This window comes from Pseudochelatococcus lubricantis (assembly GCF_042432495.1).
Lineage (GTDB): Bacteria > Pseudomonadota > Alphaproteobacteria > Rhizobiales > Beijerinckiaceae > Pseudochelatococcus > Pseudochelatococcus lubricantis.
The window spans coordinates 653,289-670,519 of sequence record NZ_JBHLXC010000002.1; the positions used below are offsets into that span (position 1 = coordinate 653,289).

At 66.2% G+C, this 17,231-nt stretch carries 18 protein-coding genes and 3 tRNA genes; 10 read left to right on the forward strand and 11 right to left on the reverse strand.

Annotated features, from left to right (window positions below):
• The first annotated feature begins 47 nt into the window (after window positions 1-47).
• A tRNA-Val gene (locus ACFFJ7_RS05870) sits at window positions 48-122 on the forward strand.
• Between the two features lie 171 nt (window positions 123-293).
• On the opposite strand, the gene ubiA is transcribed toward ACFFJ7_RS05870, so the two are convergent.
• Window positions 294-1,226: a 4-hydroxybenzoate octaprenyltransferase gene (gene ubiA / locus ACFFJ7_RS05875; RefSeq protein ID WP_166948050.1), complete on the reverse strand. Its 933-nt coding sequence runs from the start codon at window positions 1,224-1,226 to the stop codon at window positions 294-296.
• 1 nt (window position 1,227) lies between these two features.
• Window positions 1,228-1,728: a hypothetical protein gene (locus ACFFJ7_RS05880; RefSeq protein WP_166948052.1), complete on the reverse strand. Its 501-nt coding sequence runs from the start codon at window positions 1,726-1,728 to the stop codon at window positions 1,228-1,230.
• 380 nt (window positions 1,729-2,108) lie between these two features.
• On the opposite strand from ACFFJ7_RS05880, the gene ACFFJ7_RS05885 reads away from it, so the two are divergent.
• Entirely contained in the window at window positions 2,109-2,882 is a 774-nt protein-coding gene (locus ACFFJ7_RS05885; RefSeq protein WP_377591139.1) for a 16S rRNA (uracil(1498)-N(3))-methyltransferase, read from the forward strand.
• 56 nt (window positions 2,883-2,938) lie between these two features.
• Here ACFFJ7_RS05885 and ACFFJ7_RS05890 read toward each other — a convergent pair whose 3' ends face one another.
• From ACFFJ7_RS05890 to apbC, 5 genes are all read right to left on the reverse strand, one after another.
• Entirely contained in the window at window positions 2,939-3,355 is a 417-nt protein-coding gene (locus ACFFJ7_RS05890; RefSeq protein WP_246224961.1) for a VOC family protein, read from the reverse strand.
• Window positions 3,356-3,379: 24 nt separating this feature from the next.
• Complete coding sequence (dksA, locus tag ACFFJ7_RS05895; protein ID WP_166948056.1) at window positions 3,380-3,799, reverse strand: RNA polymerase-binding protein DksA; 420 nt, start codon at window positions 3,797-3,799, stop codon at window positions 3,380-3,382.
• 192 nt (window positions 3,800-3,991) lie between these two features.
• Entirely contained in the window at window positions 3,992-4,381 is a 390-nt protein-coding gene (locus tag ACFFJ7_RS05900; protein ID WP_166948058.1) for a gamma-butyrobetaine hydroxylase family protein, read from the reverse strand.
• A gap of 34 nt (window positions 4,382-4,415) precedes the next feature.
• On the reverse strand, window positions 4,416-5,513 hold the full coding sequence (locus tag ACFFJ7_RS05905) for a TRAP transporter substrate-binding protein (RefSeq protein WP_166948060.1): 1,098 nt from the start codon (window positions 5,511-5,513) through the stop codon (window positions 4,416-4,418).
• 113 nt (window positions 5,514-5,626) lie between these two features.
• A complete protein-coding gene (gene apbC / locus ACFFJ7_RS05910) occupies window positions 5,627-6,757 on the reverse strand; it encodes an iron-sulfur cluster carrier protein ApbC (protein ID WP_166948062.1) in 1,131 nt (376 codons plus the stop codon).
• 227 nt (window positions 6,758-6,984) lie between these two features.
• Between apbC and ACFFJ7_RS05915 the strand changes: the two genes are divergently transcribed.
• The 6 genes from ACFFJ7_RS05915 (at window position 6,985) to ACFFJ7_RS05940 (ending at window position 12,451) form a co-directional block, all read left to right on the forward strand.
• Window positions 6,985-7,896 (forward strand): NAD(P)-dependent oxidoreductase, encoded by a 912-nt coding sequence (locus tag ACFFJ7_RS05915; protein ID WP_166948064.1) that lies wholly within the window; start codon window positions 6,985-6,987, stop codon window positions 7,894-7,896.
• A 61-nt stretch (window positions 7,897-7,957) separates the two neighbouring features.
• A complete protein-coding gene (locus ACFFJ7_RS05920; protein WP_166948066.1) occupies window positions 7,958-8,782 on the forward strand; it encodes a siderophore-interacting protein in 825 nt (274 codons plus the stop codon).
• 223 nt (window positions 8,783-9,005) lie between these two features.
• The gene (cysE, locus tag ACFFJ7_RS05925) at window positions 9,006-9,824 is read left to right on the forward strand and encodes a serine O-acetyltransferase (RefSeq protein ID WP_377591144.1); all 819 of its coding nucleotides are present in this window, start codon (window positions 9,006-9,008) and stop codon (window positions 9,822-9,824) included.
• A 170-nt stretch (window positions 9,825-9,994) separates the two neighbouring features.
• Window positions 9,995-10,804, forward strand: coding sequence for an ABC transporter substrate-binding protein (locus tag ACFFJ7_RS05930; RefSeq protein ID WP_166948070.1), 810 nt, complete (start codon window positions 9,995-9,997; stop codon window positions 10,802-10,804).
• 193 nt (window positions 10,805-10,997) lie between these two features.
• Window positions 10,998-11,756, forward strand: coding sequence for an amino acid ABC transporter permease (locus tag ACFFJ7_RS05935; RefSeq protein WP_166948072.1), 759 nt, complete (start codon window positions 10,998-11,000; stop codon window positions 11,754-11,756).
• Complete coding sequence (locus tag ACFFJ7_RS05940; RefSeq protein WP_166948074.1) at window positions 11,753-12,451, forward strand: ABC transporter permease subunit; 699 nt, start codon at window positions 11,753-11,755, stop codon at window positions 12,449-12,451. Before ACFFJ7_RS05935 ends, ACFFJ7_RS05940 begins: the two co-directional genes overlap by 4 nt.
• A gap of 16 nt (window positions 12,452-12,467) precedes the next feature.
• Here the strand turns inward: ACFFJ7_RS05940 and ACFFJ7_RS05945 are convergent, their stop codons facing one another.
• The 4 genes from ACFFJ7_RS05945 to ACFFJ7_RS05960 form a co-directional block, all read right to left on the reverse strand.
• On the reverse strand, window positions 12,468-13,043 hold the full coding sequence (locus tag ACFFJ7_RS05945) for a PopZ family protein (protein ID WP_377591148.1): 576 nt from the start codon (window positions 13,041-13,043) through the stop codon (window positions 12,468-12,470).
• Window positions 13,044-13,379: 336 nt separating this feature from the next.
• The gene (locus tag ACFFJ7_RS05950) at window positions 13,380-14,768 is read right to left on the reverse strand and encodes a TolC family outer membrane protein (RefSeq protein ID WP_343042478.1); all 1,389 of its coding nucleotides are present in this window, start codon (window positions 14,766-14,768) and stop codon (window positions 13,380-13,382) included.
• A 285-nt stretch (window positions 14,769-15,053) separates the two neighbouring features.
• Window positions 15,054-15,719 carry a protein-L-isoaspartate O-methyltransferase family protein gene (locus ACFFJ7_RS05955; protein ID WP_377591151.1) on the reverse strand — a complete coding sequence of 222 codons (666 nt, stop codon included), beginning with the start codon at window positions 15,717-15,719 and terminating at the stop codon, window positions 15,054-15,056.
• Window positions 15,720-15,797: 78 nt separating this feature from the next.
• Window positions 15,798-15,871 (reverse strand) — tRNA-Cys (locus ACFFJ7_RS05960).
• Between the two features lie 214 nt (window positions 15,872-16,085).
• Between ACFFJ7_RS05960 and ACFFJ7_RS05965 the strand changes: the two genes are divergently transcribed.
• Both ACFFJ7_RS05965 and rnk read left to right on the forward strand, forming a co-directional pair.
• Window positions 16,086-16,161, forward strand: a tRNA-Asn gene (locus tag ACFFJ7_RS05965).
• 508 nt (window positions 16,162-16,669) lie between these two features.
• Window positions 16,670-17,173, forward strand: coding sequence for a nucleoside diphosphate kinase regulator (gene rnk, locus ACFFJ7_RS05970; RefSeq protein WP_166948079.1), 504 nt, complete (start codon window positions 16,670-16,672; stop codon window positions 17,171-17,173).
• Window positions 17,174-17,231: the final 58 nt, after the last annotated feature.

Here is a 17,231-nt window from a genome sequence, read left to right on the forward strand (position 1 = left end):
TGACGCGATGCTCGTCATCGGCAGCGGGACGGCAGCATGATCTGGATGGGCGGTTAGCTCAGCGGTAGAGCACTGCTTTCACACGGCAGGGGTCACAGGTTCAAACCCTGTACCGCCCACCATCCAAAGCCTGCAGATATAAAATTTCCTGAGGCGTTGGCTGCGCGCGCTGGAGCGGGCGTTTGAAGCCCGTTACCATCCTGCGCAACGCACAAAAGCCAGCATCCCCGCCCAGCTTCTTGCCGGCCGGCGTGGACGGGTGCCGATGTCTTGAGGCCGATCCGTGCTGTCGCTCAGCCCGCGCGCAGGATGGCGTCGGCGGCAATGCCGGCGAAGAGGAGAAGGCCGGCGTCGCGGTTCGATTTGAACAGCGTCAGTGCCAGATCGCCGTTGGCCGGATCAAGGGATTTGACCTGCCAGGCGAGATGCGCGGCGAACAGCGCCAGCCCGACATAGGCGGCGAGGCCCGCTCCGGCGGAGATCAGCGCGCCGAACACCAGCACGGCGGCCGCAGCGTAGCAGGCCGCTATCCCCTGACGCACGCGCGCGCCGAACAGCCGGGCGGAGGACTTGATACCGACGATGGCGTCGTCCTCGATGTCCTGCAGCGCGTAGATCGTGTCGTAGCCGATGGTCCACAGAATCGCGGCGGCATAGGTCAGGATGGCGGGCGTGTCGACGCTGCCCGCTATCGCCGACCATCCCACGAGGCCGCCCCAGGCGAAGGCGAGGCCGAGCACGAGCTGCGGGATCGGCATGATGCGCTTCATGAACGGATAGGCGGCGACAATAATGAGCGAGGAAAAGCCGAGAATGATGGTGGGGCGGTTGAATTGCAGCAGCACGCACAGCCCGAGCAGGCAGAGCCCGATGAGGAACAGGAGCGCCTGCTTCGCGCTCACCTGCCCCGCAGGCAGGGGGCGATGGCGCGAGCGCGCCACCTGCGCGTCGAGATCGCGGTCGACGATGTCGTTGTAGGTCGTGCCCGCGCCGCGCATGGCGACCGTGCCGACGATGAACAGCATCAGGTGCCAGACATCCGGATAAAGGCCGAAGGCTCCCGAGGCGAGCGCCGACGACCACCAGCACGGCAGCAACAGCAGCCAACTGCCGATGGGCCGCTCGATCCGCGCGAGACGCAGGTAGGGGCGCCACTGAACCGGCGCGTGCCTGTCAACCCAGTTGTCGGGCCGGGCGTCCGGCAACGGCTGGTCGGCGCGGGTCATGTCACAGCGCGCCTTGCGGAATTCTTATCTGGCCGGTCACAGGGTCGCCGGCGCTGCCGCCCAGCATGGGCGACTGGCTCTGCTGCTGCTGTTGCCGCTGGACTTCGCGCGCGCGCTTTTCCATGGTGGCCTGCTGGGTGGCCGCCTTGCAGGCCTGCCCCCGGATCTGCACGGCCTTGGCGTTGTCGGCCTTGAAACCCTGGATGAACTGGTCGGGAATCTGGCACCAGTCCTTGTTGCTCTCAAGCCATTTCAGCGTGGCGCTGCCGTTCGACACCAGACTGCCGAACAGCGAACAGGCCGCTTTGGGGTTGGGGCGCTTGCCGAGCTTGTTGATCCGCGCGACGAGTGCCTTGCGATCCTCCAGATAGGTCGAAATCTTCTGGCAGCTCGATGCCTGTGCATGCGCGACCTGCACGGTTCCCCCGACGAGAGAGGCTGAGGACAGCACCACTGCAACGACCGCCCCGATCCGCACGCAAAGGATAGCGGCTCGCTTCATATTCCACCCTCTCCGATCATGACGAAAACAACCAATAGACAAACCGCGCCCCCGACGCCGATCCACTGCAGTTGTCATACCCTGCTTTCCGCGGCGGGCAAATGCGATTATGCAAGTTTACCGCACCGGAACATCCGTCGCCAGTTCCTTCAGCGGCACTTCCGTCCTGTAACATAGGCAATGCACGCCGTCTCACAATACACTGTTGCGCGAGTTCGCGGCCAGCGGGAAAATTTGATGCGGCGGACGGGTATCGCTATTCCCTCACCGGAGACGAAGGCCGGTCGGGCGGGGGCTTTTCGGTTTGACGCCGTACCGGGCCGGCGATAGTCAGGCGGACGCGCAGTCCACATGTCCGCCGCATACGGCAGGGAGACATCTTGAGCGATTACGATTTTTCGGCGCCGCGGCTTTTCGTCCAGGCAGCGATTGCCGCGGGCGAGGCGATTGCGCTCGACAAGGCGCAGGCCAACTATCTGGGCAACGTCTTGCGCCTGTCTTCCGGCGACGGGGTGCTGATCTTCAACGGACGCGACGGCGAGTGGCTCGCGCGCGTCGAGCAGGGCGGGCGCAGGGTCGCGGGATTGATGCCGGAAAAGCAGACGCGCCCGCAGCCGCCAGGGCCCGATCTCCTCTGCCTGTTCGCCCCGCTGAAGCACGCGCGGCTCGATTACATGGTGCAGAAGGCGGTGGAAATGGGCGCCAGCGTGCTGGCGCCGGTGCTGACGCGCCGCACGCAGGTCTCCCGCGTCAATCTGGAACGCATGGAGGCCAATGCCGTCGAGGCGGCCGAGCAGTGCGGCATCCTCGCCATTCCCGCCGTGCGCGAGCCGGCGCGCCTCGACGATGCGCTGGCGCGGCTCGAACCGGGGCGGCTGCTCGTGTTCTGCGATGAGGGCGCGCCGGTGGCGAATGCCGTCGCGGCACTTGCGCAGGCCCGGGAGGAGGGGGCGCACGCCGGAATAGCCGTGCTGATCGGTCCGGAAGGCGGGTTCGACGAGGCGGAGCGCGATCTGATTCTCGCGCGTCCCGATACGGTGCGGCTGTCGCTCGGCCCGCGCATCCTGCGCGCGGATACGGCGGCAGTGGCCGCTCTTGCCGTTGTGCAGGCGGTGCTCGGCGACTGGTGCGGGAACGAGGCGGCTTCCGGCTGAAGCGCCATCCCGCCCTGTCTCTAGCGGCGTCCGCTTCCGGAGATCGAGCCGGCCGTTCAGGCGAAGCGCCCGGCTCGCTCGATGACCTCGATCTTGTAGCCGTCGGGGTCCTGAATGAAGAAGAAGCGCGCAAGCGGCGTGCCGGCGTGGTTCAGCGCGCGGATCGGGCCCGGCGCAAGCCCGGCTTCGTCTAGACGCGCGCGTTCGGCGTCGAGGTCCTCCACCACGACCGCGAGATGCCCGTAGCCGTCACCGGGCGTGTAGGGCGCCGTGCGATCGTGGTTGACCGTCAGTTCGAGTTCAAAGGGGCTGGCGGCATTGCGCAGGTAGATCAGCGTGAAATCGTCGAACTGGATGCGATCGGCGGGCTTGAGGTCGAATGCCTTCTCGTAGAAGGCCAGCGAGCGGCTCTCGTCAAGCACGCGCACCATCGCGTGCACGAGCTTCGCGGAGGTGTGCTGATTTGTCGCCATGGTTGCTCCGGTGCTCGCGGTTGCTCAGTCGTCGCGGTAGACGCGCTCGTTGCGCTCGTGACGTTCCTGGGCCTCGATGGACAGGGTGGCGATGGGGCGGGCTTCGAGACGCTTGAGCGAGATAGGTTCGCCCGTTTCCTCGCAATAGCCATAGGTGCCGTCGTCGATGCGCCCCAGGGCGGCATCGATCTTCGAAATGAGCTTACGCTGGCGATCGCGGGCACGCAACTCAATGGAACGGTCGGTTTCGGAGGAAGCGCGGTCGGCGATGTCGGGGTGGTTCTCGTTCTCGCTCTGTAACGCTGCAAGAGTTTCCCGGCTCTCGCGCAGAATATCCTCTTTCCATGCCATCAATTTGCGTCTGAAATACTCACGTTGCCGATCGTTCATGAACGGCTCGTCTTCGGTCGGGCGATAGCCTTCGTCAATCAGCGTATCAGACATGCGCAGCTAATGCTCTTCACATTCGACAGCGCCAGGACCATTCCATGGCTGCGTCTATATAACGACCCCGTGCGTTTCCGACAACGTTCTTTAATGTAATCTTTTTGTCTTGATTGACGAACGGGACGCATTTTCAGATGCCGCTTCAGGAACTCCGGAGAAGGGCTTGCCGCGCATGCGCATGGCGGGCGCTCAGCGCGGCGCTCGCGGTGTGCTCCCGCGCACGGGCGGATCGCGCGAGAGGTTTTTCGTGGCGAGTTCCGCGAGATAGGCCTCCCACCGCGCCGTCTGGTCGCGGCCGAGTTCGTGGAGGTAGTCCCACGTGTAGATGCCGCTGGCGTGCATGTCGTCGAACACCAGCTTGACGGCGTAGCGGCCGACGGGCTCCACGCCGAGGATGGCGACTTCCCGCTTGCCGGAGACGGTGACAGCCTGTCCCGGGCCGTGGCCGCGCACCTCCGCCGAGGGGCTCGATACCCGGAGATATTCCGCCGGGAGGCGGAACGCGGCGTCGTCGAACGTCACGGTCAGCATCGCGCGGTCGCGGGAAAGGCGCAATTCGCTGGGCCAGTGGCTTGGCATGGACCGTTTCTCCCTGTTGCCGGGGCAGGCTGCTCTATCCCTGCGCGCGGGCGCGGATCATGAAATTGTCATATGTATACTCCGCCACCTGCCACCACAAATAGGTATCGGTGCGGAAAAGCCTGACCGAGTCGTAAAGCGTGCGGAAGGCGGCATTGCTGGCGCCGAGATTTTCGGCGAGAGAATCGGTCGCCTTGAGGAGTTCCGTCAGCACCGTCTGCGGCATCGGCTTCAGCTTCGCGCCACCTGCGACCAGCCGCTTGATCGCGGGGGAGTTACGCGCGTCGTAGGCCGCCTGCACCATGTCGTGCGTGCGGGCGGCGGCGGCCGTCAGCGCCGCCTGATGTGGCTTCGCCAGCGCGTTCCAGGCATCGGCATTCACGAGGAAGCTCAGTTGAGAGGCACCCTGCCAGCCCGGATAGTAGTAGAAGGGTGCGGACTTGTGCAGCCTCAGCCTTTCGTCATCGTGGGGGCCGCTCCACAGGGCGACATCGAGGCGCGACTGCTGAAACGCGGCGGCGAGATCGGTCGGGAACAGGGTCTGCGGCAACGCGCCGAAGCGCGCGAGCATCGGCCCGCCGAGGCCCGGCACGCTGACCCGAAGGCCGGCGAAATCGGCCACGCTGCCGATCTCCTTCGTGAACCAGCCGCCGGTGAGCGCGCCGGTGTTCCCGCCGGGCAGCACGCGCAGGCCGTGCGGGCGATAGCTGTCGTTGAGGAGGTCGAGCCCATGCTGGTGCAGCAGCCAGGCGTTGAACTGGCGCGCGTTCGGCCCGAAGGGCAGGCCTGCGCCGATGGCGAACACGGGATCGCGCTCCACGTAGAGCGCGGTCGTCGTATAGGCGATCTGCACCCGGCCCTCGCGTGCGGCGTCGAGCGCGGGGGTTTTGCGCTTGTCGTCCCGCGCCGGCTCGATGCGGAAAGCGCCGTCGGTGATGTCGGCGAGCGCGGACGCCAGCGTCTCCACGCCCGAGCGGGGAATGTCGAGGGCATCCGGGAAATCCGACGCCAGTTGCCAGATAACGGGAGTGTCGGCCTTGGCGTCCGGCGTCTGTGCGGATGCCAAGGCGGGAGCAACCGCACCCGCCGCGGCGGCGAGGCCGCCGACCCGCAGAAACTGGCGTCGCTTCATGGCTTTCGTCTCCCGTCTGTTCCGCCCGGCGCGGCGCCGGACCATGCCCGTGCGGACAGCCATAGCAGGCAGTTTCTAACCCTGAGTGAACGGCCCGCGCGGCGGGGCGTCGTTCAGCGCTCGATGACGATTCGCGGCGCCGGCCGGCCGGCCGTTTCCAGGCCGTCGACGATGCGGCGGGCGATGGCGAGATAGGCCTGCGCGTGGGGGCCGTCCGGCGCGGACACGACCACCGGGGAGCCGCTGTCCGAGGTGGCGCGGATCGTCATGTCGAGGGCTATCTCGCCAAGGAAGGGCACGCCGCGCCGCTGCGCTTCCGCCCGCGCGCCGCCGTGGCCGAAGATGTCGGAACGCTCGCCGCAGTGCGGGCAGATGAAGTAAGACATGTTCTCGACGATGCCCAGCACCGGCACCGCGACCTGCTCGAACATGGTGACGCCCCGGCGCGCATCGATCAGCGCGAGGTCCTGCGGGGTGGAAACAATGACCGCGCCGGACAGCGGCACCGTCTGCGCCATGGTGAGCTGCGCGTCGCCCGTGCCGGGCGGCATGTCGACGACGAGAATGTCGAGATCGCCCCAGGCGACCTCGCGCAGCATCTGCTGCAGGGCGGACATCACCATCGGTCCGCGCCAGATCATGGCCGCTTCCTGATCCACGAGGAAGCCGATCGACATCAGCCGCAGGCCGTGCGCCTCCAGCGGCTTCAGGATGCGCCCCTCCTCGACCTCGGGCTTGCTGTCCGCGAGGGCGAACAGCTTGGGCAGCGATGGGCCGTAGATATCGGCATCCAGTATGCCGACCCTGTGGCCGAGGCGTGCCAGCGCCAGCGCCAGATTGGCGGCTGTCGTCGACTTGCCGACACCGCCCTTGCCGCTCGCCACCGCGACGATGTGCCGGACGCCGGGCACTCCGGCCTTCGTGGTGGCAGCGCGGGCGCGCGGCCCCGGTTGCCGCTCCCCGGGGGCGGGGGGCTCGCCGCCGGCGGGCTTCTCGCCGGTCAGCGACACGAGCACGCCCGCCACGCCGGGGATGGCGCGCACGGCATTCTCCGCCGCCAGCCGCAACGGCTCGAACTGGGCGGCGCGCGCTGCGTCGACGTGGATGGCGAAGTACACCGTGCCCTTATGGACGACGATTTCCGACAGCGCGTCCGAACGGGGAAGGGGCGTGCGGCCGTCGGGCCCGGGCACCGCCGCAAGCGCGGCGAGTATCCTGTCCGTCGTCGGGTCCTGTGTCACCATCTTCTGCTTCCATTCCGTTCTGCGGTGCTGCTTCGGCCGGGCCTGTCCTCGCTGTTGCGATTTCGCGGCAAGCCGACGATAACAGGGAACGACGGGCCGGCAAGTTCATCATCTTTCCAGGCTGGCATCTCTCGAAGCACGGACGGCGATCGCATGCAAGCCGCCGCTTCCCTCCCGCCGGTTTACGGTGTATCGGCACCTGAGGTCCACGACAGGAGAACAGACCAATGACGCAGGCAACAGTAGCAAGCGATGCGCACACCGGGATCTCCTCGGTGAAGGTGGCCTTCCTCGGCCTTGGCGTCATGGGCTTTCCGATGGCGCGCCACCTGGCGGCGGCGGGCTATGATGTCGTCGTCTACAACCGCTCGCCGGCCAGGGCCGATGCATGGCTGGCCGAGAACGGCGGCCGCGCCGCGCCGACGCCCGAAGAAGCCGCGCAGGGCCGCGATATCGTGTTCTCCTGCGTGGGCAACGACGACGACCTGCGCGCCGTGACGATCGGCGAGGGCGGTGCCTTTGCCGGCCTCGCGCCGGGCGCCCTGTTCGTCGACCATACGACGGCCTCCGCCGCCGTGGCGCGGGAACTCGCGGCTATCGCGGAGGAGCGCGGCATCGGCTTCATCGATGCGCCCGTGTCGGGGGGGCAATCCGGTGCGGAGAAGGGCGTGCTCACCGTGATGTGCGGTGGCGCACCCGACGATTTCGCCCGTGCCGAACCCGTGATCGGCGCCTATGCGCAGGCCGTGCGGCTGCTCGGCCCCGTCGGCAGCGGGCAGCTCGCCAAGATGGTCAACCAGATCTGCATCGCCGGCGTCGTGCAGGGGCTGGCGGAAGCCGTCCACTTCGGCAAGCGCGCGGGTCTCGACATCGACGCCGTCATCGCCACCATCTCGAAGGGCGCCGCGCAGTCGTGGCAGATGGAAAACCGCGCCGGCACCATGGCGAAGGGCGAATTCGACTTCGGTTTCGCGGTGGACTGGATGCGCAAGGACCTCGCGATCTGCCTCGACGAGGCGCGCCGCAACGGTGCGCACCTGCCGCTGACGGCGCTGGTCGACCAGTTCTATTCCGAGGTGCAGTCGCTCGGCGGGAGCCGCTGGGACACGTCGAGCCTCATCGCTCGCCTGGAGCGCTGAGGGCGCCCGCCGGGCGAGAGTGTCCGGCAGGGATTTGAGACATGAAAGGCAGTGTCGGGAAATGAATTCCACCGATCAGGCGCCAGGGCGCCATCAGGTCGAGCGCGTCCGTCATTCGCTGCGCGTCCGCCTGGCCACTGTGCGCGCCGCGCGGCATCTGACGCCCAACATGGTGCGCGTCACGCTGGCGGGCGACGAGCTTGCCGGCTTCCTCAGCGCGGCGCATGACGATCACGTCAAGCTGTTCTTCCCGCGCGACGGGGAAGCGCTGCCGATTCTGCCGACCATAACGGCGGAGGGGCGCGTGCTCGTGGACGAGAACGCACGCCCCACGGCGCGCGACTACACGCCGCGGCGCTTCGATGCCGCGGCCGGCGAACTCGACATCGATTTCGCCCTGCACGAAACCGGCCCGGCCAGCGACTGGGCGCGGGCGGCGGCCCCCGGCCAGCGCATCGGCGTCGCGGGGCCACGGGGGTCGTTTGTCGTGCCCGACGATTTCGACTGGTACCTGTTCATCGGCGACGAGACCGCATGGCCCGCCATCGCCCGGCGGCTGGAGGAACTGCGTCCGGCTGCCCCCGCCATCGTGCTCGCGGAGGTGGCGGATGCGGGCGAGGAGCAGGCTGTGCCGCAGCGGATCGGGCTTGACCTGCACTGGCTTTACCGCGATGGCCGGGCGGCGGGCGCGGTGCTGGAGACCGCCGCCGCGGCCCTCACCCTGCCGGCGGGCGAGGGCTACGTATGGATCGCGGGCGAATCCACCGTCGCGCGGCGGCTGCGGGAGCACTTCCTCAGGGAGCGCGGCCATCCCAAGGCATGGCTGAAGGCCTCCGGCTACTGGAAGCGCGGCGTCGCCAACGCCCATGAGGAGCACGACGACTGAGCGGCAGCCTGCCGCGCTGCATTCCGTTATCATCTGAAGCGCTTTCCCGCGCCGGGCGGATATGGCGAACATTTCGCCCGGCGTGTCAGAACGCCATTGTCTGTTGCCTTATTAGTATATAAAATCTACAGACAAAAATTCGAGCCAGTTTGTGGAATTATCTGAAAGGGCGGATTGACATGGCTATTGTCGCGGCGGTCGCTTCGGGCAAGGGCATTCGGGCATGAGCGTCGAAGCGAGAGAAAGCGGCCCGCGCGTGACGGACTGGCTATGGCGCAAGGTGCAGGCCGAGGCGCATGACGTCGTCCGGCGGGAGCCGGAACTCGCCACCATCGTCTACGCCTCCATTCTCGGCCACCAGACGCTTGAGGATGCGCTGGCCTATCGCATCGCGCAGCGGCTCGATCGCGGCATCGTGTCCGCGGAACTGATTCGCGCCGCCTATACGGAGGCGCTGCGCGCCGACCCCGATATCAAGACGGCCTTTCGTTCCGATCTGGTGGCGGTCATCGAGCGTGACCCGGCTGTGGGGCGTTACATTGACGCGATGCTGTACTTCAAGGGTTTCCACGCCATCGAGGCACACCGGCTGGCGCACTGGCTGTGGAGGAGCGGCCGGCGCGACTTCGCCCGTCATCTGCAGAGCGTTTCCTCCGAGGTGTTCCAGACCGACATCCACCCCGCCGTGCGCATGGGCCGGGGCATTTTCCTCGATCACGCCACGGGCTTCGTGGTCGGTGAAACGGCCGAGATCGCCGATAATGTCTCCATCCTGCAAGGGGTCACCCTGGGCGGCACCGGCAAAGGGCTCGGCGACCGCCACCCCAAGGTGCGCAGCGGCGTGCTGATCGGCGCGGGCGCGAAAATTCTCGGCAACATCGAGGTGGGCGAGCGCGCGCGTGTCGGCGCGGGGGCCGTCGTGCTGTCGTCCGTGCCGCCGCGCACAACCGTGGCCGGCAGTCCCGCCCGCGTCGTCGGTTCAGCGGGCGCGGAAGAGCCGTCGCAGGCCATGAACCAGATGTTCTACGACGTGGGCTTGTAAAATCTGCCGGACATAAATAACAAAAATAAAATGTAATATATTTTAAATACCATCGGATAATTGACTTTTTATCTGTAGCCTACATTATCTATGAAGTTTATTGCCGCGTAGCGAGAACGGAGGCGCTACGGCCCCTGCCTCGCCGCGCCGGCCATTTCGAGGGAAGTATCATGAAGCTTGGTGCACTTGTTCTGCTGGCCGCCGTGTTTGTCGGCGGCGCCGCGCATGCTGACCGCCTGGACGATATCAAGAAGGCCGGCGTCCTGCGCGTGGCGGCCTTCGACAGCAATCCGCCCTTCGGCTACGTCGACGAGAAGTCCCGCCAGATCGTCGGGCTCGATGTGGACTATGCCAAGGCGTTTGCCGACAAGCTCGGCGTGAAGCTTGAGCTGCGCCCGACGAACCCCGCCAACCGCATCCCGCTGCTGACTTCCGGCAACGTCGATCTCGTGCTGGCGAACTTCACCATCACCGAGGAGCGCGCCAAGCAGGTCGATTTCAGCGTTCCCTACTTCTCCTCCGGCCAGCAGTTCCTCGCCAAGAAGGGCGTGCTGAAGTCCCCGGACCAGTTGAACAGCCTGCGCATCGGCGCGGACAAGGGCACCACGAACGAAATCGTGCTGCGCCGCGACTTCCCGGGCGCCACGATCATTTCCTACGACGACACGCCGTTCGCCTTCACGGCGCTGCGCAACGGCAACGTGCAGGCCATCACGCAGGACGGCCCCAAGCTGGTCGGCCTGCTCGCCAACGTGCCCGACAAGGAAAACTACGAGATTCCCGAGTTCACCATCTCCAACGACTACATCGGCGTGGGCATCCCGAAGGGCGAAAAGCGGCTGGTGGAGTTCGTGAACGAGACCCTGACGGAACTCGAAACCGCCGGCAAGGCACAGGCAATCTATGACGCCTGGTTCGGCCCCGACACCAAGACGCCGTTGCCGCGCCTGTTCAAGATCGGCGACAAGCAGACCAATTGACCATCGTCCCGCCCTGCCGATCCGGCCGCGTGGAGATTTTTCCGCGCGGCCGCGCGCTTGGGCGGCGGCGTCTCCGGCCTCCGGGCCGCGATGCCGGCTTCCGGGCTTCATCCTCCTGCGATACTGATGGCGCATATCGTCCCGGCATCGTGCCGCACCGTTGCGCGTGGCGGCATGAACAGAAGCATTTGCGATGAGCCTCGCTGCATTTGGACTGGCACCGATCTACGTTGAGTGGCTGTTGTGGGGTTTCGCCGTCACGCTTCTGCTGTCGGCGTCGGCCTGCGTGGCGGCGACGCTCGGCGGCGTGCTGCTCTGCGCCGCGCGCATCAGCCCGCTCGCCGTGCTTCACGTCCCTGCCCGCATCTATCTCGGCGTGTTCCGTAACACGCCGCTGCTGGTGCAAATCTTCTTCTGGTATTTCGCCGGTTCGGCAATCTTCCCGACTCCGCTGCTCGACTGGTTCAACAATCCGCATACGGTCGTGCTGGGCTTTGGCGGGCAGACTTGGTTGTCGTTCAGGCTGCCGTCGTTCGAATTCTGGGCCGGCTTCACCGCGCTCACGTTCTATACGACTGCCTTCATCGCCGAGGAGTTTCGCGCCGGCCTGCGCGCAGTGCCGGCGGGCCAGCGCGAGGGCGGCCTTTCACTCGGCCTCTCTCCCGCGCTCGTGTTCTTCCTCGTCGTCGTGCCGCAGGCCGCGCGCCACGCCTTCGCGCCGCTGCTCGGCCAGTACATGAACGCGGTGAAGAACTCGTCGCTGACGATGGCCATCGGCGTGGCGGAATTGTCCTACGCCTCGCGGCAGGTCGAGACGGAAACCTTCCAGACGTTCGAGGCCTTCGGCATCGCGACCGTGCTCTACATTCTGGCCGTGGCCGTGATCGAGGGTACGGGGGAGCTGGTGCAGCGCCGGCGCGAAAAGAAATACGGGCGGGGAGCGCTGTCGTGAATTTCGACGTTGTCCTTAACAACCTGCCCTATCTTCTGTGGGGTGCGTGGCCGCAAGGCCCCATCGGCGGGGCGGCGCTCACGGTGTGGCTCAGCCTGCTGTCGGGCGTCGCTTCGGCGGTAATCGGGCTCGTGCTCGGCATCTGGCTGTACATGTCGCGCGGCGCAGTCCATTCCGTGCTGATCCTGTTTCTGGGGTTCTTCCGCGCGATCCCCGTGCTGATGCTGATTTTCTGGACCTACTTCCTGCTGCCCGTCGTGCTGGGCTTCTCGGTGCCGGAACTGACGACGGTGGTCTGCGCGCTGGCGCTCATCGGCGGTGCCTATCTGGCGCACAGTGTCGCGGCGGGGCTGCGCAGCGTTGGCGGAGGGCAATGGGAAGCCGGCATTTCGCTCGGCCTCGGCCGCTGGCGCGTGCTGTGGCTGATCGTCCTGCCGCAGTCGCTGCGCCGCATGGCGCCTTCCTTCGTCAATCAGTGGATTTCGCTGATCAAGGATACGTCGCTTGCCTATGTGATCGGCGTGCCGGAGCTGTCGTTCGTGGCGACGCAGGTGAATAACCGCGCGATGGTGTATCCGGCCGAGATTTTCCTGTTCGTGGCGTTCGTCTATTTCGTCATCTGCGGTGTGCTCGATCTCGTCGCCACCGCCATCGCGGGCGAAGCGGAGCCCGAAGCGCGCACGCGCAGCGTTTGACGGAACGGTGCCGGCGTTATCGGCGGGTGCCGCGGGTAATGCGCTCGATCTCGGCCCGGACGAGTTTCTCGACCAGCGGCGGCAGATTCTCGTCGAGCCAGGTTTTCAGCAACGGCCGCAGCATGTCCTGTACGAGATCGTCCAGTGTGCGCGGATTGCGGCTGAGCACGACTGATGACAGGGATTCGAAGGCGGACGCCGCTGTCGCATTGGCCGATGTGGACAGGAGCGGCTCGTCGTCCTGCGCAGGGCGGGCAGCGTCATCCGCGCTGGCGAGGCGCTCTTCCGCCTGCCGGCTCGCGGGCGCCGCAGCTGTCTGCGGCGGGCTTGCCGGAGGCGCGGCGGGCGGCGGGCTCATCGTCTCCGCCGCTCTGGCCTCGTTGCCGGAGGCGCGGGCAGGTTTGTCGGTTCTGGCCGCGGGGGCAGGTTGGGGCGCGACGACCTGCTCCAACTCCTCCGTCTCCGGCGAAACATCGTCGTCGAACGTGATGCTGCTGCTGTCGAGGCCGAGGGAGTCGGGCTGGAGCGGGGGCAGGGAGTGCGCCTGATCGTCCGCGATGATGCGGCGGATCGAGGCGAGAATTTCCTCCATGGATGGCTCAACACCCAACCTGTCGTTCCCGGCCCGGGGCACCTCCCGCGGGACCGGCTGAAGCCTCTGGCTTGTTGCTGCGCTCATCGACCGACCTGCCTGTTCTGTCCACGTCCGGTGCGTTCGCGTCCGACCGGACGGCCTCATCATACTCATGCTGCGTGCAGAATACCTTGCGAGGATTCGGCTGCACAGAGGTTAACGAAAGTTTAACGTTGATACCTCTCTTCGGAACGGCATTTTTCATCCGGCGCGGCGGCATGACGCCTGAAATGAAAAACCACGGCGATGCCGTGGTTTATGCCGGTGGTGCCGGAGAGCGATGCGGGCGGCCGGTCAGCGTCCGTCCGGCGTGCTCGTGCCGATCCACTTGGTCTTGACCTGCTCGAAGTGGCGCTTCGCGTCATAACGCGCGACCTTGAGGCCAAGCCCCTCCGCCGAAAGCCGGCCGATGGCGTTCAGCACCTCGTAGGAGGCCACGATGCGGTCGCGCTGCGCCGTCACCAGCGACACGCGCGAACTCAGCAGCGTCTGCTGCGCGTTCAGCACGTCGAGTGTCGTACGCTGGCCGACCTTGGCTTCCTCGCGCGTGCCGGAAAGCGCGATCTCGTTGGCCCCCACGGCCGCCTGCGCGGCGGTGATGCGCTGCTTCGCCGCTTCCAGATTGGCCCAGGCGGAAACGACGGCCTGCTGCACCTGATCGCGGGTGATGTCCACCTGCAGACGCTGCTGTCCCGCCTGTTCCTTGGCTTGCCGCGTCTGGGAGTAGACGAGGCCGCCTTCGTAGATCGGAACGCGAAGCTGCGCCACGAGGGTGCCGGAAGTGATCACGCTGTCGCGCGTGCCCGAGCCGTCGAAGTTGCGCGTGACGGCGGCACTCACGCCGAGCTGAGGATAGAGCGCGCTCTCGACGACCTTGACCTGAAACTCCGCCACGTCCACGCCATGCAGCGCGGCGATGATGGCGGGATGCTCGGCAAGGCCGATGCGGATCGCCTGTTCGAGGGATTTCGGCAGGTGCCGCTCCGCGGCCACGCCGGGGCCGAGCTGGCGCGGCGTCTCGCCGATGTACTGGCGGTAGATGGCGATGCTCGTGCGCAGGTTCGCCTCGGCAAGGCTCGCCTGCGCCCGGCTGCTGGCGAGTTGCGCCTCGGCCTGCGCGACGTCCGTGCGCGTCACCTCGCCGACACTGAAGCGATCTTCCGTCTGCCGGAGCTGCTCCACGAGCACCTCGACGTTGTTGCGCTGGAGGTTGAGGACAGCGGTGTCGCGCAGCACATTCATGTATGCGGCGGCACCGTTCAGCAGGATGGACTGCTCGGTGTTGCGAAGCTGCTCACGTCCGCCGAGGACCTGCGATTCGGCTGCGCGCACGGAGTTGCGGGTCCGATTGCCGTCGAAGATGTTCTGGTCGATCTGGATGCCCAACGAACTCGGGTAGAGGGTGTGGGTCGTTCTGTTGCCGGGAACGCGGGTATCCGTGCGGGCCACCGAGGTGCTGCCGGAGGCGTTGACAGTGGGGCGATAGCCTGCCAGCGCCTGCGGCAGGTTTTCATCGGTGGCGCGCAGAGTGGCGCGCTGTGCGTTCAGGGTCGGATTGGCCGCGTAGGCCTTGGCCAGCGCGCCTAGCATGGTTTCCGCCTGAGCCGGCGCGGACAGGGCCGTCGCCATCAGGAAGAAACCGCTGAATACCGCCGCGCGGGTGGTTCTGCCGTTGCGTTTCACGTTCACCTTCCCGACTTGCTCATGACTTGTTCGACTCGCTCAACACATAAAAGACGGCCGAACCGCCCGATCCGGTTACCCGAATCCAGTTAACAAAGTGACGCCCCCGCGTAGGGCTATTCTAGTTTGCTTCCCGACAAGCTGGAACAGCGCTTTCGCCCGGCCACACCGTTTGAGGCAAGGTGCAGCAAAAATACGACACCCTGACGGCATCCCTCAGCCTTTGAAATACAAGGCGTTCCGCGCCCGGCGGCAGGAGGAATGGCACGCTGGTCCGCGAGGATGTCAGAAAACGAAACCCGAGGGGGCCCTGAAGCCGTCCAGTACCGGTGCCGGTGCGTTGAACAGCGTGCGGGAGCCGAACGCTGTTCCCGCGCGCTGGATGATGACGGCCTTTGGCGCGCCCGAATCATGGTCGATGCCGACCAGATGGCCATTCTCCGCCAGTTGGGAGAGCAGCTCGGCGGGCTCTGCCTCGAAAGCGCCGTTGATCAGGATCGCGTCATAGGGGGCGCCGGCTTTCCAACCCGCTTCCAGCGGGCCGGTGACGACGTTGATTCGGCCTTCGCCGAACTCGGCCGCCAGATCGCGGGCATGCGCGGCGATCGTCCCGTCCGATTCGAGGGCGGTGACATTTGCGCCGAGCCGCGCCAACACGACAGAGCCGTACCCCGTCGCGGCGCCCACATCGAGCACGCGCTTGCCGGCGCCGGCGCCGAGTTCCTGCGCCATGCGGGCAAAGATCAGCGGTGCCAGCAGAAAGCGGCCGTGTTCGATATCGGGCGAAACGACGAGATGCTGGTCGCTGAAGGCCAGGACCTGTCGGTCCTCAGGGACGAATCGCTCGCGCGGCAGATCTTCCAGAACCGCGAGCAACGCCCTGTCGGTCACGTCGAAGGTGCGCACCTGACAGTCAACCATCCTGCGCCGGGCAACGGAAAAATCGAACATCGGGTGGACCTTTTGCTTGCTGACGACGCATCCGGGACAAGGCAATCCCTGCGAGGTTCGGCCCGCATGGCTTGCCGCTGGAGGCCTCGCCCGGAATCGAACCGGGGTGCAAGGATTTGCAGTCCTCTGCGTAACCACTCCGCCACGAGGCCTCACCCGGTGCTTCATAGCAAAGCCACGCGGAATGGCAACTGCCCTGTGCGGCTTTGTCACCGGTTGCCGGGGATTTATCCATCACGTTGATGATATGTGACGGTGCCGGGGTGCTCCGCCCGTCAGGTTATCCACATGTTGGCCTCTCAAAGCGGGGCGAACGGAAAAGTACTTGCATCGGCTAAAAGCTTCATGTAATCCCCTCTTCATTGATCCTCGATAGCTCAGCCGGTAGAGCAAGCGACTGTTAATCGCTGGGTCGCAGGTTCGAGTCCTGCTCGGGGAGCCAGTTTATAAACAGCCTGCGGACTGACCGGTCCGCAGGCTGTTCGTTTATGCGGACCTGGCGGATCGTCCGGCTGCCGTGCCGGCGCTCAATTGACAAAATCCGTGATTGCGGCGAGCATGAGCCCATGGGAACAAAGGCTTGCATATGGCACGTCATGCCGCGCGGAATAATGCCGGAAGGTGTGTCCGCGAACGTGGAGATTGTCTTCTCCGCGAAGCCGGACCTGTGTTCTCGCCGGACATGGTGGCAGCCGTCCCGCAGGATGGCGGCCGCGCGCCATGCGGGGTGGCAGCCGGCCTTGCCGGATACCGGGCTCTGACGGCCGGTTCACCCCTGCCGCCCCTTTCCCGCGCCGCCACCCGGAAAGCGTCGCGCTCCCGGCGTCGATAGAGACTTCTTCTCGGATTTTCCTGATGGCCGCGCCGGCGAGGCCCGCGGCACAACGTTTTCACAGATCGCGCCCCACGGCACGAAGGCCGGGGCGCCGAATTTCACGAAGGTGACTACCATGACAAAATCAGGCACCCGCCTGCCGAGGATTGTCGTTAGCGAAGAGGAGCAGGAGCGCCTGTCCGCGCTGGCTGCCTCCATCAGCGCCCGCAACCCGGAACTTGCCGAGGAGCTTCAGGGAGAAATGGAGCGCGCGCGCGTCGTGAGGCCGGACAAGATGCCGGCGGGCGTCGTGCGGATGAATTCGCGGGTCGAGTTCGAATCGGACGACGGCCAGCGCCGGCGCGTGACGCTCGTCTATCCGGGCGAGGCCGATATCTCGGCCGGCCGCATTTCGATTCTCACACCGATCGGCACGGCCCTGATCGGGCTCTCCGAAGGCCAGTCCATCAACTGGACGGCGCGGGACGGGCGCGAGCAGCGGCTCACCGTCCTTTCCGTCGACAACGGCGGGGAATCCGCGCCGGAGGAGGGCGTCGTCGATCTCGCGGGAGCCCGTGCCGCGCGCCGGCAGGACGCAAGTGCGGCGGGCGACGACGATCCGGGCCCGTCTGCGGCGTGAGTCGATGATGCATGCTGCGGGATGACCTTTCCGGAGCGTCATCCCGCTCCCCCGGGCG

Excerpts from the sequence above, each read along its gene's own strand:
- ubiA (WP_166948050.1), bottom strand. The coding sequence starts at position 1,226 with ATGACCCGCGCCGACCAGCCGTTGCCGGACGCCCGGCCCGACAACTGG.
- ACFFJ7_RS05880 (WP_166948052.1), bottom strand. The coding sequence starts at position 1,728 with ATGAAGCGAGCCGCTATCCTTTGCGTGCGGATCGGGGCGGTCGTTGCA.
- ACFFJ7_RS05890 (WP_246224961.1), bottom strand. The coding sequence starts at position 3,355 with ATGGCGACAAATCAGCACACCTCCGCGAAGCTCGTGCACGCGATGGTG.
- dksA (WP_166948056.1), bottom strand. The coding sequence starts at position 3,799 with ATGTCTGATACGCTGATTGACGAAGGCTATCGCCCGACCGAAGACGAG.
- ACFFJ7_RS05900 (WP_166948058.1), bottom strand. The coding sequence starts at position 4,381 with ATGCCAAGCCACTGGCCCAGCGAATTGCGCCTTTCCCGCGACCGCGCG.
- ACFFJ7_RS05905 (WP_166948060.1), bottom strand. The coding sequence starts at position 5,513 with ATGAAGCGACGCCAGTTTCTGCGGGTCGGCGGCCTCGCCGCCGCGGCG.
- apbC (WP_166948062.1), bottom strand. The coding sequence starts at position 6,757 with ATGGTGACACAGGACCCGACGACGGACAGGATACTCGCCGCGCTTGCG.
- ACFFJ7_RS05915 (WP_166948064.1), top strand. The coding sequence starts at position 6,985 with ATGACGCAGGCAACAGTAGCAAGCGATGCGCACACCGGGATCTCCTCG.
- ACFFJ7_RS05920 (WP_166948066.1), top strand. The coding sequence starts at position 7,958 with ATGAATTCCACCGATCAGGCGCCAGGGCGCCATCAGGTCGAGCGCGTC.
- cysE (WP_377591144.1), top strand. The coding sequence starts at position 9,006 with ATGAGCGTCGAAGCGAGAGAAAGCGGCCCGCGCGTGACGGACTGGCTA.
- ACFFJ7_RS05930 (WP_166948070.1), top strand. The coding sequence starts at position 9,995 with ATGAAGCTTGGTGCACTTGTTCTGCTGGCCGCCGTGTTTGTCGGCGGC.
- ACFFJ7_RS05935 (WP_166948072.1), top strand. The coding sequence starts at position 10,998 with ATGAGCCTCGCTGCATTTGGACTGGCACCGATCTACGTTGAGTGGCTG.
- ACFFJ7_RS05945 (WP_377591148.1), bottom strand. The coding sequence starts at position 13,043 with ATGGAGGAAATTCTCGCCTCGATCCGCCGCATCATCGCGGACGATCAG.
- ACFFJ7_RS05955 (WP_377591151.1), bottom strand. The coding sequence starts at position 15,719 with ATGTTCGATTTTTCCGTTGCCCGGCGCAGGATGGTTGACTGTCAGGTG.
- rnk (WP_166948079.1), top strand. The coding sequence starts at position 16,670 with ATGACAAAATCAGGCACCCGCCTGCCGAGGATTGTCGTTAGCGAAGAG.